13 protein-coding genes are annotated in these 14,119 nt (G+C 58.2%); 3 read left to right on the top strand and 10 right to left on the bottom strand.

Going from position 1 to position 14,119, the window contains the following annotated elements:
• Nucleotides 1-103: 103 nt before the first annotated feature.
• The 5 genes from F3J29_RS14550 to lsrK all read right to left on the bottom strand — a co-directional run bounded on the left by F3J29_RS14550 (nucleotide 104) and on the right by lsrK (nucleotide 6,461).
• Nucleotides 104-1,294 carry a cytochrome c biogenesis protein DipZ gene (locus F3J29_RS14550; RefSeq protein WP_166867103.1) on the bottom strand — a complete coding sequence of 397 codons (1,191 nt, stop codon included), beginning with the start codon at nucleotides 1,292-1,294 and terminating at the stop codon, nucleotides 104-106.
• Nucleotides 1,295-1,422: 128 nt separating this feature from the next.
• A complete protein-coding gene (locus F3J29_RS14545; RefSeq protein ID WP_166867101.1) occupies nucleotides 1,423-2,724 on the bottom strand; it encodes a sensor histidine kinase in 1,302 nt (433 codons plus the stop codon).
• A complete protein-coding gene (locus F3J29_RS14540; protein WP_008460492.1) occupies nucleotides 2,721-3,461 on the bottom strand; it encodes a response regulator in 741 nt (246 codons plus the stop codon). Before F3J29_RS14540 ends, F3J29_RS14545 begins: the two co-directional genes overlap by 4 nt.
• Nucleotides 3,462-3,542: 81 nt before the next feature.
• Nucleotides 3,543-4,526, bottom strand: a complete 984-nt coding sequence (locus F3J29_RS14535) for an alpha/beta fold hydrolase (RefSeq protein ID WP_008460493.1) — start codon at nucleotides 4,524-4,526, stop codon at nucleotides 3,543-3,545.
• A gap of 354 nt (nucleotides 4,527-4,880) precedes the next feature.
• Nucleotides 4,881-6,461, bottom strand: a complete 1,581-nt coding sequence (gene lsrK / locus F3J29_RS14530; protein WP_166867099.1) for an autoinducer-2 kinase — start codon at nucleotides 6,459-6,461, stop codon at nucleotides 4,881-4,883.
• 169 nt (nucleotides 6,462-6,630) lie between these two features.
• Here lsrK and lsrF point away from each other — a divergent pair, with 169 nt between their 5' ends.
• Together lsrF and lsrG are read left to right on the top strand one after the other, a co-directional pair.
• Nucleotides 6,631-7,521, top strand: coding sequence for a 3-hydroxy-5-phosphonooxypentane-2,4-dione thiolase (lsrF, locus tag F3J29_RS14525; protein ID WP_166867097.1), 891 nt, complete (start codon nucleotides 6,631-6,633; stop codon nucleotides 7,519-7,521).
• The gene (gene lsrG, locus F3J29_RS14520; RefSeq protein ID WP_008460496.1) at nucleotides 7,518-7,808 is read left to right on the top strand and encodes a (4S)-4-hydroxy-5-phosphonooxypentane-2,3-dione isomerase; all 291 of its coding nucleotides are present in this window, start codon (nucleotides 7,518-7,520) and stop codon (nucleotides 7,806-7,808) included. Before lsrF ends, lsrG begins: the two co-directional genes overlap by 4 nt.
• A gap of 112 nt (nucleotides 7,809-7,920) precedes the next feature.
• On the opposite strand, the gene ygjG is transcribed toward lsrG, so the two are convergent.
• Nucleotides 7,921-9,318 (bottom strand): putrescine aminotransferase, encoded by a 1,398-nt coding sequence (ygjG, locus tag F3J29_RS14515; protein ID WP_205246787.1) that lies wholly within the window; start codon nucleotides 9,316-9,318, stop codon nucleotides 7,921-7,923.
• 472 nt (nucleotides 9,319-9,790) lie between these two features.
• Between ygjG and F3J29_RS14510 the strand changes: the two genes are divergently transcribed.
• The gene (locus tag F3J29_RS14510; RefSeq protein WP_166867095.1) at nucleotides 9,791-10,690 is read left to right on the top strand and encodes a diguanylate cyclase; all 900 of its coding nucleotides are present in this window, start codon (nucleotides 9,791-9,793) and stop codon (nucleotides 10,688-10,690) included.
• 4 nt (nucleotides 10,691-10,694) lie between these two features.
• On the opposite strand, the gene F3J29_RS14505 is transcribed toward F3J29_RS14510, so the two are convergent.
• The 4 genes from F3J29_RS14505 to F3J29_RS14490 are packed head-to-tail and all read right to left on the bottom strand — an operon-like array spanning nucleotide 10,695 to nucleotide 14,106.
• Entirely contained in the window at nucleotides 10,695-11,417 is a 723-nt protein-coding gene (locus F3J29_RS14505; RefSeq protein WP_166867094.1) for an ABC transporter ATP-binding protein, read from the bottom strand.
• Nucleotides 11,404-12,237: an ABC transporter ATP-binding protein gene (locus F3J29_RS14500; protein WP_166867092.1), complete on the bottom strand. Its 834-nt coding sequence runs from the start codon at nucleotides 12,235-12,237 to the stop codon at nucleotides 11,404-11,406. The genes F3J29_RS14505 and F3J29_RS14500 overlap by 14 nt, the downstream gene beginning before the upstream one ends.
• Nucleotides 12,230-13,063 carry an ABC transporter permease gene (locus tag F3J29_RS14495; RefSeq protein WP_039299943.1) on the bottom strand — a complete coding sequence of 278 codons (834 nt, stop codon included), beginning with the start codon at nucleotides 13,061-13,063 and terminating at the stop codon, nucleotides 12,230-12,232. The genes F3J29_RS14500 and F3J29_RS14495 overlap by 8 nt, the downstream gene beginning before the upstream one ends.
• Complete coding sequence (locus F3J29_RS14490; RefSeq protein ID WP_166867090.1) at nucleotides 13,063-14,106, bottom strand: ABC transporter permease; 1,044 nt, start codon at nucleotides 14,104-14,106, stop codon at nucleotides 13,063-13,065. The genes F3J29_RS14495 and F3J29_RS14490 overlap by 1 nt, the downstream gene beginning before the upstream one ends.
• Nucleotides 14,107-14,119 lie beyond the last annotated feature (13 nt).

Below are 14,119 nucleotides of genomic sequence, written 5' to 3'. Positions count from 1 at the left end.
ATGTGGTCGGATGAGTTCTAATTTAGCCGTCGCGGGGCAAAAGGGAAAAGGGGAGTGCGGTGAATGTGATGAGAGTCATATTCCCGCCTCCCCGAAAGCAAAATCAGGCGCGAGCCTCCTTCAGCAGCTTCTGAATAACCTGCTCCTGCTGCGCGTAATTCCCCTCGCCGAAAGAGACATTGCGCAGCTGCCCGCGAGCGTCGAAGTAGTAATGCGCGGGCCAGTACTGGTTTCCGAAGGCGTTCCAGATCTGGTAGTTATTGTCGGTGACGACCGGGTACGGCAGCTGCCACTTGCCTACCGCCTTTTTCACCGACGCGAGATCTTTCTCCCACGGATACTCGGGCGTATGTACGCCAATCACCACCAGGCCCTGATCTTTATACTTGTTGGCCCATTCCCGGACGTGCGGCAGCGCATGCTGGCAGTTAATGCAATCGAAGGTCCAAAAATCAATCAGCACGACTTTGCCCTTCAGCGCCTCTGGCGTCAGCGGCGGGCTATTGATCCATGCGGTTCCCCCGGAAAGCGGCGGCATCGCGCTGGTCGGCGCTGTATCCACTACCGGCTGCAGCTTCGGTGCCGGCGCGGTGGTGGGGGAGAAGGCCAGCAGGCGCTGCTCCAGCTTCGCGCCGAAACCGTTGGCGTTTTGCAGCACCGCCGTGGTGCCAGAGGCGATAAACGCCACCGTGGCAAGCATAGCCACGCCAGCCGCTCGACGCAGCTGCGCCATCAGCGCCATTTTCTCACGCAGGCGAGCCAGCAGGCGGTGACCGCAGAACCACAGCAGCGCCAGCATCAGCGCGCAGCCGCTGCCATAGGCCGCCAGCAGCAGACCGGTGGTGACTGCCGAAGAGCCGGACAACCCAATGCCGAGAATAGCCCCCAGAATTGGCCCCGCGCAGGGTGACCAAAGCAGCCCCACCGCCAGTCCGGCCAGAAAAGCCGACAGCGTGCCGCGTGCGCGGTAGCTTTGGTTGTTGATGGCATTCCCCATCTGCACCGCCGGGCGCATCAGTCGTTCGGCAAGCGCGGGGAAGATGAGCGTGAGCGCGGCAAGCGCCAGCATCGCCAGCGCTACCCAGCGGCCAGCCAGCGTGGCGCGCACGATCCACTCCCCGGCGGCGCCGACCAGCAAAGCCACGGCGGTGAACATGGCCACCATGCCGGCAAGCAGGGCGATGATTTGGTTTTTTTTGCCGCGAAATGCAGCGAAAAGCAGAGGAATAACGGGCAACGTACAGGGGCTTAATAAACTGAGCATACCGCCAAGAAAGGCAATCAGAACGGGCATAACACACCTCACGGTTACAGGATGATTTCGGGGTATTTAACCCGCCTGATGTGTTCGTGATGTGTGGGGAAACCGTCCTGATTGTCAGTTTGTTTGTCGGCGACTCGGCGGCATACAGAGCGATACAATCAGGCTACAGGCAGCGTGATGCTGGCCTGCAAACCGCCCTGTGGCCGATTGGAGAGCGTTAATTTCCCCCCTAACTGGCCGACAAGCTGGGCGGCTATCGCCAGCCCAAGCCCGGTGCCGCCGGTGTCGCGATTTCTGGAACTTTCCACGCGGTAAAAAGGCTGCAACACGGCGTCCAGCTCCTCCTCGGGGATCCCCGGCCCGTTATCGCACACTGCCAGCGCGACCTGGCTGGCTCCCGCCGTCAGGCTGACTTCAGCGGCGGTGCCGAACTTCAGCGCATTATCCAGCAGGTTGGTCAGAATACGGCGCAGCGCCTGGGGGCGGGTCGAAAGCGGGAGTGACACTTCCGGCGCGGCAAACGTCACCGCTTTGCCGACGTCCTGATAATCGCAGGTGATACTGTCCACAAACGCCCTCAATTCAATCCGCTGGGGAGCCTCTTCCAGGCTTTCCGACGACCTTGCATAGGCGATACCCTCGCGGACGAGATGCGTCATGTTGTCCAGATCCTGCATTAGTTTGTCGCGCAGCTCCGGCTCGTCGCTCATTTCCAGGCGCAGCTTCATGCGGGTAATCGGCGTCTGTAAGTCATGTGAAATGGAGGCCAGAATTTGCGTGCGCTCTTTCAGGTGCCCCTGAATTCTGGCCTGCATCGCGTTAAACGCTTTGGCCGCGTGCTCTACCTCAACCGGGCCGCTTTCCTGCATATCCACGGGCGTCGGGCTGGCGGGTTCCAGCGCTTCAACGGCGCGGGTAAAACGGGTAAACGGCAGCACCACCTGGCGTACGGCCAACCACGCGCAAAGCGCCAGCAGGACAAGCTGAATGGCAATCACCACCGGCAGCCAGGTTTCAATCGGCGGCATACGCGGCGTAAGGTCGATGGTCAGCGGCGAGCCGTCGGCCAGCGTCAAATGCGCCTGAATATGGGAGCGCATACCGGGAATGGCGGTGAAATCGAGCTGGTAATGCTCGCCCAGCGCCTCTTTCAGGGAAGCAATGGCATCTTTTGAACGGTCGTCGGCAGGCGGTTTACCCGGCGTACCGGGCCCAAGAATGTAGTGGTAATTTTCCCGGGCGAGCCGGTCCAGCCAGGCCGGGCGCTCATTGGCCGGTAGCTTGTCGAGGATCGCGACGCTGGTGGCAACGTTGTTTTGCAGGTTATCCAGCATCACGCTGCGGGCGCTGTTCATTCTCTCGAGTGTGGTTAGCGCCAGAGTCAGGCCGTTAGCCAGCAGCAGGCCGACAAGAACGATAAGAAACAGCCGGGACAGCAGAGTTCTCGGCCAAAGCCTCATTCTCGCGCCTCGACGATCGTCACGGGAACGGAAAGCACATAGCCTTCGCTACGTACGGTTTTGATATAGGCCGGTGTGCGGGCATCTTCGTTCAGCCGCTGGCGAACGCGGCTGACCAGTAAATCGATCGAGCGCTCAAACAGCTCGGCGTCGCGGCCCTGCGTCAGGTTCAGCAGCTGATCGCGCGTCAGCACCCGCTGTGGATGATCCAAAAACACGCGCAGCAGGCGATATTCCGCCCCGCTCAGGGCGACGATCGTACCTTGTAAATCAATCAGATGCCGGGCCGAAGTATCAAGCTGCCACTCGCCAAAAGCGATGATCCTGCCCGCTTCGGTCACCTGCAGATTGGGCGGGAGCGCGCGGAAGCGACGAAGGATCGCCTTGATCCGCGCCAGCAGTTCGCGGGCGACAAAAGGTTTTACCACGTAGTCGTCCGCGCCCATTTCGAGGCCGAGGATCCGGTCACTGTCTTCATTTCTGGCGGTCAGCATTAAAATAGGCAGATCTTTGTGCTTATCGCTGCGCAGCTGGCGGCAGAGCGTCAGCCCGTCGTCGCCGGGCATCATCACGTCCAGCACGACTAAATCGACGTGCTGCTTATCCAGAACGGAACGCATCTCTTTGCCGTTGGCCGCGCCGCTGGCCCGGTAGCCGGATTTTTCCAGATAGCTGACGATGAGCTCGCGAATGTCGCGGTCGTCGTCCACCACGAGAATATGATCGATATGTTCCACTTGGGGCTCCCGGCGCTAAAAGTGAAGGCTAAAACTAGCATAGCCGCCCGATAGTGAACGGCTATGTTTTTCTTTTTTTTACTACAACTTACCGGCATCTACCACTGCCTTCACAAACGCCTCTGGCGCTTCTTGCGGTGGGTTATGGCCGATGTTTCCACTGAAGGTTCGGTGTTCATATTTGCCGGTAAATTTCGCCGCATAGGCCGCCGGTGCAGGATGTGGTGCGCCATTGTTGTCGCCTTCAATGGTGATGGTTGGCACGGTGATATTCGGCAGCGCAGCCAGCTTTTTCTCATCAGCCGCGTACTTCTGCTCGCCGTTTTCCAGCCCCTGGCGCCAGCGATAATTGCTGAGCGTAATAGCGACATGGTCCGGGTTATCCAGCGATTTGGCGCTGGTGTTAAAGGTTTCATCGCTGAACTTCCAGCCCGGCGAAGCCTGCTGCCAGATCAGTCTGGCGAAGTCATGGGTGTTTTTCTCATAGCCTGCCGCGCCGCGTGGAGTGGCGAAATAAAATTGATACCACCACTGCAGCTCGGCCTGCGGCGGCAGCGGTTTTTTCCCTGCTTCCTGGCTGCTAATCAGATAGCCGCTGACCGACACCAGCGCTTTCACCCGTTCAGGGTGCAGCGCCGCCACGATATCCGCCGTACGTGCGCCCCAGTCGTAGCCAGCGAAAATGGCCTGTTTGATATGCAACGCATCCATTAGCGCAACGGTATCCTGAGCCAGCGCCGCAGGTTCACCGTTGCGGGGCGTGGAAGGGGAAAGGAACCGGGTGCTGCCAAAGCCGCGTAGATTTGGCACGATAACCCGGTAACCCTGTTTTGCCAGCTCAGGCGCTACCGTATCAAAGCTGTTGATGTCGTAGGGCCAGCCGTGCAGCAGAATTACCGGCTGCCCGTCTTTTGGGCCGAGATCGACATAGCCGACGTTCAGCACGCCCGCGTTAATCTGTTTTATTTGTCCGGCATCAAAGCCCGCGGCTTCCGCCTGGCAGGCGAAGACGACCGAGAGAGAAAGAGGGGCAATCAGCGCAGACAGGGTCAGTTTGTTGAACATGATGTTTTCTCCAAAGCCATTAGAAAATGTTCGGTTATCACATCACGAGATTGTAGGCGGTGTGTTTTTCAAACCGCCTTTTTTGCATGGCGGCGTATCTGCCGGTGTTGCAGATACAGTGTGATACAAAGTGGCTTTTTTACCCTCACCCTAACCCTCTCCCTGGAAGGGAGAGGGGATAAAAATATCCTACGCTGTTTGTTTCCCCCTCGTCCCTCTGGGGTGAGGGGATGAAATTATTCTGCGTTGTTTGTTTCCCCCTCGTCCCTCTGGGGTGAGGGGGATGAAATTATTCTGCGTTGTTTGTTTTCCCCCTCGCCCCTCTGGGGAGAGGGCCGGGGGAGAGGGGGGAAGTTACCCTGCCACCCTCGGCGCAAGCCCTGGCGCCTGCCACATCGACGTCGTCAGGCCGTGGTCCACCAGCGTTAACTGGTCGGCATACACTTTTTGCCACTTGCGCTTCATCTCGTCGTAAAGCTCGCGGTGCGCCGGGTTTGGCGTGAACTCCCGCTGCCACTGCACCAGACGCTCGCCGGTATTGGCCAGCGAATCGAAAAGCCCGGCGCCTACGCCAGCGGCGATGGCGCAGCCCAGCGCTGTGGCCTCTTTGACCACCGGCACGCGCACCGGCAGGCCGGTGACATCGCTCAGGATTTGGCTCCACAGCGCGCCTTTTGAACCTCCCCCGGCGAAGACGAGCGAGTCGAACTTCACGCCAGAAAAGCCGGAAATTTGCTCCAGGTTACAGGCGGAGACAATCGCCGCGTTCTCCTCTAAGGCGCGGAACAACGTCGCTTTGTTGCACTTCTCGGGGTCAATGGAAAGGTTAATGAACGACGGCGCGGCGTGATACCACTGCTTGAAATGCATGGCATCAGAAAAAATGGGCATCACTCCGTAGGATCCCGCGGGCACGCGGCCCGCCATCTCTTCCATCAGCGCATAGGTATCCACGCCGAGGCGGTCGGCCAGCAGCTTTTCTTCCGCGCAGAAGGCGTCCCGGAACCAGCGCATCGTCAGGCCGGTGAAGAAGCTAATGGACTCCGCCTGCACCATATTGTGGATGACGTGTGGGTTAATGCGGATGTTCATGTCGGGGTCGGTTTTGATGGCCGGCAGATTTACCACCTGCTGCCAGAATGTGCCGCCCAGCACCGCCGTCTGCCCGGCCCTGACGATACCCAGTCCCAGGCAGCCAAGCTGGACGTCGCCGCCGCCCATTACCACCGGCGTGCCTTTTAGCAACCCGCTTTCTTCGGCTGCCTGCGAAGTTATGCCGCCCAGCACGCTGCCGGTTTCTTTGACGGGAGAAAGAATGTCGGCACGTAATCCCGCCATATCCAGCAGAGCAGGCCGCCAGTCGCGGGTCGATAGATCCAACATCCCGGTCGTACCGGCGTTAGACGGGTCAACTGCCAGTTCACCGGAGAGTTTGGCCGCCAGCCAGTCGCTGATCATGGTGATGGTGGCGGCTTTGCGGTAGATATCCGGGCGATGGTGCGCCAGCCAAAGCAGGCGCGGCATGGCGCTCAGCGCCAGCGTCTGGCCTGAAACCTGGTACACTTCGGACTCAAACTGGAAGTCGTGGATCTCTTTCAGCTCGCTGACTTCGCGGCTGGCGCGAGCATCCACGTTTGCGCAGGCCCAGATAGGCTCGCCGTGGCGATCGTACAGCACAATCCCTTCCCGCATAGAACAGCAGGCAACGGCGCTAATCGCCGAAGAGGAGAGGTTAGCCTTGTGCAGGGCCTCGCGGATGCAGCGACAGGCGAGCTGCCAGTTAACGGTGAGATCGAACTCCATCGATCCCGGCACGTCGGCTACGCTTAGATGCTTCCATTCTGCCTGGCCAACGGCTATTTGCTGGCCAGAAGTATCGAAGATCACGGCGCGGATACTGCCCGTTCCGGCGTCCAGTGCAAGTAGATAACTCATTCACAGACCTCTTCCGTCGCTCGTTCAATAAATAAACTCTTATCCATCGCGGAAGATCTGGGCGATCTATTTGGATGTTTTGTGATCGCTGCACGGTTGCGATGGGCGATCCCTGACTAAGTTTTTGAACACTATCTCTTATTCACTGATGGATCCGGGAGAGAACTTGATGGCAGATCTGGATGATATTAAAGATGGAAAAGACTTCGGTATTGGCCAGCCGCAGGAAAACCGGGCGTTTTACCTGAAAGGAAGCGGGGCGCTGGACTGGGGCATGCAGTCGCGGCTGGCGAGGATTTTTAACCCCGGCACCGGGCGCACCGTGATGTTGGCTTTCGACCACGGTTATTTTCAGGGGCCGACTACCGGGCTGGAACGCATTGACCTTTCTATCGCGCCGCTGTTCCCTGAAACTGACGTGCTGATGTGCACTCGTGGCATTCTGCGCAGCGTCGTCCCGCCGGCGACCAACAAGCCCGTGGTACTGCGCGCCTCCGGCGGTAATTCGATCCTCAGCGAACTCTCACGTGAAAGCGTCGCCGTGACGATGGAGGATGCTTTGCGCCTCAACGCCTGTGCGGTGGCCGCGCAGATTTATATCGGCAGCGAGTATGAACACCAGTCGATCAACAACATCATCAAGCTGGTGGACGAGGGAACGCGCTACGGCATTCCTACGCTGGCGGTTACCGGCGTGGGCAAAGAGATGGCCCGTGACGCGCGCTACTTCTCGCTGTCTAGCCGCATTGCCGCTGAGCTTGGGGCACAGTTTGTAAAAACCTACTTCGTTGAGGAAGGTTTTGAGAAAGTCGCCGCCAGCTGCCCGGTGCCGATCGTTATCGCCGGAGGAAAAAAACTGCCCGAGCAGGAGGCGCTGGAGATGTGCTTTAAGGCGATAGACCAGGGCGCATCCGGTGTGGATATGGGGCGCAACATCTTCCAGTCTGAAGCGCCACTGGCGATGCTGCAGGCGGTGAAGAAGGTGGTGCACGAGAATGTGTCAGCCCGCGAGGCTTATCAGTTCTGGCTGGAAGCCAAACACCAGGGAGGTAAGGCATGAACGTCACGCTGGTGGAGATCAACATTAAGCCTGAACGCGTCGACGAGTTTCTGGACGTGTTTCGGGCGAATCACGAAGGCGCCATCAAAGAGCCCGGCAACTTACGCTTTGATGTGCTGCAGGACCCGGAGGTTTCAACGCGATTTTATATCTACGAGGCTTATCAGGATGAAGCCGCGGTGCTGGCGCACAAGAAGACCCCGCACTATCTCGCCTGCGTTGAGAAGCTGGATGAGATGATGTCTGAGCCGCGTAAGAAGCAGAGCTTTATTGGGCTGTTGCCGTAGGCTTGCCCCTCACCCTGGCCCTCTTCCCAAAGGGGCGAGGGGACAAAACAAGGGGCTGCAGACACCGAAAACACCCTCTCCCTTTTAGGGAGAGGGTTGGGGTGAGGGTCAATCAGCTTTCCTGCGCCTCTGCCGCCTCATCCTGCGTTACCCTTAGCCTGTAAAGCGCGCGTTTCGCGCACTCAAGCACATGCTCGCACTGCTCAATGGTCAGCGTCAGCGGCGGTTCGACCCGAATGGTTTTGGCATTATTCAGCGTCCCGGCCACCAGCACCTGCTGGCGGAACATCTGGCTGGCAAACTCGTAGCCGATGTCGTTATCGCGGAACTCAATCGCCATTAACAGACCCAGGCCACGCGCCTCAACAACCAGGTCCGGGAACTCACGGGCCAGCGCCCGGAAGCCATCCAGCAACAGTTGCCCCTTCTGGGCCGCCTGAGCAGGCAGATTCTCTTCCAGCAGGTAGTGAATAGTCGCCAGCGCAGCAGCGCAGGCTAGCGGGTTGCCGCCGAACGTGGTGGTGTGCAGGAACGGGTTAGCAAACAGCACGGAAAACACCTCTTCCGTCGCAACCGTGGCGCCAATCGGCATCACGCCGCCGCCCAGCGCTTTGGCAAGGCAGAGAATATCCGGCTGCACGTTTTCGTGTTCGCAGGCAAACATCTTGCCGGTGCGGCCCATCCCGGTTTGCACTTCATCCAGAATCAGCAGCACGCCGAATTCGTCACAAAGCTGGCGCACCGCAGGCAGGTAGCCAGGCGGCGGCAGGATCACCCCGCCTTCGCCCTGAATAGGTTCCAGGATCAGGGCGGCTACGTCATCACCCGTTTTGCGACATTCGCTGAACTGCGTACGTAATGCCTCAATATTGCCAAAGGGTACGTGGCGGAAGCCCGGCAGCAGCGGCATAAATGGTTTGCGGAACGTGGATTTCGCCGTGGCGGAAAGCGCACCCAGAGATTTGCCGTGGAATGCGCCGCTGGTGGCGATAAAGGTAAATTTTCCTCGCGGCGACTGGTACGCTTTAGCCAGTTTTATCGCGGCTTCCACGGATTCGGTACCGCTGTTGCTAAAGAAGCTGTATTTGAGTTTACCCGGCGTCAGTGTGGCAAGCGTTTTGGCAAGCATCGCCCTTAGAGGGTCAAGCAGTTCCTGGCTGTGCAGGGGCTGCTTTTCAAGCTGATGCTGAACGGCGGAAACAACGACTGGATTACGGTGCCCCACGTTAAAGATGCCGAACCCACCCAGGCAATCGATGTACTCTTTGCCCTGGGTGTCGACAAGCGTATTCAGGCTACTCGCTTGCCACTCTACGGCTCCGTAATCCCCGCCGGCGGTAACGGACTTGCGGTACTCAAGAAAACCCGGATTAACATGCTGCTGGAAGCTATCAATAACCTCCCGGTTTAGCGCCTTCATCTCCTCATGGCTAAGTGACTTCTTTTCGATAATGTTCAGTGCGTGCGCCGTACAGGCAAGGGCCGAGGCGCTGGAAGGTAACCTGTTCAAAATGTGCTCCTGGGTGTGGCGTATCACGCGATACACGAAATAAGTATTGCAGGGATTGCGCCAGGTAGCGCCCCGTAAGTGAAATCGGGATAAACGCCCGCAGGACTGCATCTGTGCAATAATTAATCACAATAGATGACATTTTGCGTGTTTTAATGCTGAAGGCCGAACAAGTGAACATTACCTTCCAGAGAAGAGATACGCACCGTTTTGGGGCGATATGTTTCCCGATGGCGCAGAAAGGAAATAAAAGCTTCGTATGTTATTGTTTAATTTTTCTTAATTGTTAATGGATGCTTATTTATTGCGAAATACCTGCGGAAATAAATTTCTCTAATCGTAAAGTTTTCAATATCCGTTATCTATTTATGATTTGTTTAAGTTATAGTTCGTCGTGAAAATTAATCAGAGATATTCGTTATCTTCAGGTGGTGGATATTCATTGACCCGATAAATACAAGGCGAACATAGCGTGACTATCAATATAAAGGATATTGACAGCTCTTTATCAGAGCTGAATATTGCCATCCGCGATCATTATAACTGGGCAAATAAATGCCTGCGCCTCAACCTGCTGGGCGGTGAGCCAGATAAAGAAATTAACGATCCCCATTCCCACCAGCACTGCCGTTTCAGCCGCTGGCTTGGCCAGCGTTTGCAGGGCGTAAGCCTGGATCAGGAGCTGATTCTGCTGATTGATAAGCACCATACTGCGATGCATGATGCCGCCCGGGCATTAATGTTATCTATTCTCGCCAGGCAGGTTAGCGAAGAATCACTGAATCATTACAATGAAGCGCAACAGAAATTTATTGCCAGCATTGACCAATATAAAGAGTATCTCTTTTCCTACCGTAATTTGTACGATGCTTTAACCGGCCTGCCGCTGCGGCATTTAATGTATCAGGAATTTCCGCTGATTCGTGCTCGCTGCGCGCGTGCGGAGCGCAACCTTTATTTGCTGATCATGGATATTGACCGGTTTAAAACGATCAATGACACCTGGGGGCATAACGCCGGAGATGATGTGTTGCGCAACGTTGCCGCTATTCTGAAAGAGGCGACACGGAACGAAGAGCGTATTTATCGCTTTGGCGGCGAGGAGTTTATTATGCTGCTGGAAGCGACCAGCCGGGAACAGGCGGCGCAGGCCGGGCAGCGTATTTGTCAACACTTAGCCAGCCACCCGGTCAGCGTAGATGACCAGACTATCCGCGTGACGGCGACCGGGGGTCTTACTCTCGTCAGCGCGGATGACTCCCTGCACAGCGCCATTGGTCGGGCAGACAAAGCCATGTATTACGGCAAAAACACCGGCCGCAATCGCTGTATTCTGGCCTTGTCTGACGAAGAAATGGTGACGCTGGAGTAATGCCTTACGCGTGTGCCATTCGGTGTTCCCCGTTGACCAGCGCAGCGCGATCGAAGCTGCGCTCAATCACCCCGTTGGCCATAAACGCCGCCCGGTCGGACATATGCGCAATCACGTCGGCATCGTGGCTGACCAGCAGATAGGTCATGCCGTGCAGCTGCTTCAGGCGGTTGAGCAGGTTGAGGATCTCCGCCTGAACCGACATATCCAGCGCGGAAGTGGGCTCGTCGAGCAGCAGAATTTTGGGACGCAGCAGCAGCGCACGGGCAATTGCCACCCGCTGGCGCTGGCCGCCGGAAAGCTGGTGCGGGTAGCGTTTTGCCGCCTCGGACGGCAGGCCGACCTGCTCTAATGCTTCCGCCACTCGGGCCTCAATCTCGCTTTCACCGTGGATTTTCAGCGGCTCGGCCAGCGTGCGCCAAATCGTGTGGTTGGGGTGCAGCGAGGCATACGGATCCTGAAACACCATCTGCACTTCGCGACGCAGCGCGCCCTGGAAGCGTTTCCCTGCCGTAATGCGGTTGCCCATCAGCTCCACATCTCCCTTCCAGTCACGCTGTAGCCCGGCCAGCACGCGCAGGATGGTGGATTTCCCGCAGCCAGAAGCGCCAATCAGGCTAAATGTTTCGCCCTGTTCAAGGGCGAAACTGGCCCCGGCGACGGCGGTTTTGATCCCACCTTTGGCGGCAAACTGCACGCTTAGATTATCAACCTTAACGATCGCCATAGGTTTCTCCTGGCTGGAATTCGCTGCGGTTCAGCGTCGGCAGCATTTGCCCGTAGGTATCGGCATTTGGACGGCAGGTCCAGAGCGTTCGCGTGTAAGGATGCGTGGCCTGTGACAGCTCGGCTGCGGCCATTTCATCAACTTTTTGGCCCTGGTACATCACCAGTACGCGGTGGCAGTGTTCAGCCACCAGCGGCAGATCGTGGCTTATCAGCAGCAGCGCCATTTGCCGCTGTTCGCACTGCGCCACCAGCAGCTCAAGGATTTGGTTGCGCAGGCGGGCGTCGAGCGCCGACGTAGGTTCGTCAGCGATCAGCACTTTGGGATTATTGGCGAGCGCAATGGCGATCATCACGCGCTGGCCCATGCCGCCGGACAGTTCGCCGGGGTAACGCATCAGAACCGCATCCGGTAAGCCAACGGATTGCATCAGTTCGCGGCAGCGATCGCGGCGTTCGGCCGTGGACAGCTTCTGGTGCAAGCGTAGCGCTTCGTCAATTTGCTGCTGCACGCTTTTGACCGGGTTCAGCGCATAGCGCGGGTCCTGCAGCACCATGGCGATGTCACTGCCGCGCAGCTGGTTCCAGTTCCGGGCATTCATGTCGAGCAGGTTGTGCCCCATCACGCTGAGCTGCTCCGCGCTCACTTTGCCCGGTTTACGCACCAGGCCCATCAGCGCGCGGGCCGTCATGGATTTTCCTGAACCGGATTCCCCGACCAGCGCCAGGCGTTCATTACCCAGCGCGAAGGAGAGATTGCTGACCACCCGGCTGCCGGGGTAGTCGATATTCAGTCCGGAAACGGTAATTCTGTTAGTCATGTTGCGGCTCCAGCACGTCTCGCAGGCCATCGCCCAGCAGGTTAAACGCCAGGCTGCTCAGCAGAATGGCGGTGCCCGGAATGGCGGCAATCCACCATTGGTCGAAAATGACCTGCATCCCGTCGGCAATCATCGCGCCCCATTCGGACATCGGCGGGCGGGCGCCTAAGCCGAGGAAACCCAAACCGGCGGCGGCAAGAATAATCCCGGCCAGATCCAGCGCCAGGCGCACGATGGCGGAAGGCAGGCACAGCGGCAGAATATGGCCGACCAGCAGCCGCAAGCCTTTGATGCCCATCATTTCTGCCGCGGCAAGATAATCGCTATGGCGCAGGCGCTGTATTTCACTTCTTGCCTGGCGGGCATAGGCGGGCCAGGTGGTCAACGCCAGCGCCAGGGCACCGTTAACCAGCCCAGGGCCGAGCATCGCCACAAAGGCAAAGGCGAGGATCAGGCGCGGCATCGACATGACTACATCGGTAAAGCGCATCAGGATACGCTCCAGCCAGCCGCCGTAATAGCCGGACAGAATGCCAATTAGCAGCCCAACCGGCAGGGTAATGACGGTCACCAGCAGCACCAGGCCCAGCGCCGGGCGAGTGCCGTAAAGCAGACGAGAAAGCAGATCGCGGCCATAGCTGTCGGTGCCCAACAGATGTTGGGCGTTGGGGGCCTGCAGGCGCGCGGCGGCATCCTGCCAGTTGGGATCGAACGGAGCCAGCCACGGTGCAAACAGCGCGATAAGCACCAGCCCGGCTATGATAATCAGGCCGCTAAGGGCCGCCGGGGAGCGCAGCATGCGTCGCAGAAAAAGAGAAGACGGCATCAGCGGATCCTCGGGTCGGTGGCGCGCACCAGAATGTCGGTCAGGTTATTGATCAGCACAAACGACACGCCAATCAGCAGCGTCCCGCCCATGATGGCGGTGGTATCCCCGGCAAAAAGCGCGGTGGTGAGATAGCGGCCAATACCCGGCCAGGAGAAGACGGTTTCCGTCAGCACCGCACCTTCAAGCATGCTGGTGTAAGCCAGAGCGATCACGGTGAACAGCGTGCCGCGAATGTTGGGCAACACATGGCGCAGCAGAATCGCCATGTCGCCTGCGCCCTTCGCGCGGGCGAGCGTGATGTACTCTTTGTTCATTTCGCTCAGGCAGGCCGTGCGGGTCAGTCGGGTGATGCTGGCGAGAGAATAATAGGCCAACAGCAATACCGGCAAAATCAGATGGTTAATGGCGTTGAGAAACGCGCCTTTATCGCCGGAAAGCCAGGTGTCGATCAGCACGAAGCCCGTTTTGGCCTCGACGCTGTACTGGTAAATATCGTCCAGCCTCCCAGGCCCGGCGCTCCACTGCAGGCGTGCATAAAAGAGCGCCAGCATCAGCAGACCCAGCCAGAAAATAGGCACCGAATTGCCAAGCAGGGTAAAAGTGCGCACCACGAGATCCAGCGGCGAACCGGCGAACCGGGCGCAAAGTACCCCAAAAAGTACCCCAAGTACGCTGCCGACGATCAGCGCCAGGGTGGCGAGTTCCAGGGTGGCGGGGAAAGTCGAAAGCAAGTCATGCAGCACCGGCTGGCCGGTTGAGCTGGCTATACCTAAATCGCCGTGGGCGAGATTGACCAGATAATGCCAGAACTGCACGGGCAGCGACTGATCCAGCCCGAGCTGGTGACGCACCTGATCGTACGTTGACTGGCTGGCGTGGTCGCCGACGATTTGCAGCACTCTGTCCACCGGGGAAAGCGCGGATAAAGCAAAGGTAATCAGCAGCAGGCCAATAAGGGTCAGAGCAAGCGTAAATATTCCCTGAAGCAGGGTGAACAGCGGACGCCGCAGACGATGCGACGAAGGCGAGACTTCGGACATGGGTAACTCTTTT

The sequence above is a fragment of the Enterobacter sp. Cy-643 genome (assembly GCF_011752815.1).
Taxonomy (GTDB): Bacteria; Pseudomonadota; Gammaproteobacteria; order Enterobacterales; family Enterobacteriaceae; genus Cedecea.
Note: the sequence above shows the minus strand (reverse complement) of the source record. Positions and strands in the feature narration are given on the sequence as shown.

Excerpts from the sequence above, each read along its gene's own strand:
- lsrK (WP_166867099.1), bottom strand. The coding sequence starts at position 6,461 with ATGAGTTATCTACTTGCACTGGACGCCGGAACGGGCAGTATCCGCGCC.
- F3J29_RS14490 (WP_166867090.1), bottom strand. The coding sequence starts at position 14,106 with ATGTCCGAAGTCTCGCCTTCGTCGCATCGTCTGCGGCGTCCGCTGTTC.
- F3J29_RS14535 (WP_008460493.1), bottom strand. The coding sequence starts at position 4,526 with ATGTTCAACAAACTGACCCTGTCTGCGCTGATTGCCCCTCTTTCTCTC.
- F3J29_RS14550 (WP_166867103.1), bottom strand. The coding sequence starts at position 1,294 with ATGCCCGTTCTGATTGCCTTTCTTGGCGGTATGCTCAGTTTATTAAGC.
- lsrF (WP_166867097.1), top strand. The coding sequence starts at position 6,631 with ATGGCAGATCTGGATGATATTAAAGATGGAAAAGACTTCGGTATTGGC.
- F3J29_RS14495 (WP_039299943.1), bottom strand. The coding sequence starts at position 13,063 with ATGCCGTCTTCTCTTTTTCTGCGACGCATGCTGCGCTCCCCGGCGGCC.
- lsrG (WP_008460496.1), top strand. The coding sequence starts at position 7,518 with ATGAACGTCACGCTGGTGGAGATCAACATTAAGCCTGAACGCGTCGAC.
- F3J29_RS14500 (WP_166867092.1), bottom strand. The coding sequence starts at position 12,237 with ATGACTAACAGAATTACCGTTTCCGGACTGAATATCGACTACCCCGGC.
- F3J29_RS14505 (WP_166867094.1), bottom strand. The coding sequence starts at position 11,417 with ATGGCGATCGTTAAGGTTGATAATCTAAGCGTGCAGTTTGCCGCCAAA.
- F3J29_RS14545 (WP_166867101.1), bottom strand. The coding sequence starts at position 2,724 with ATGAGGCTTTGGCCGAGAACTCTGCTGTCCCGGCTGTTTCTTATCGTT.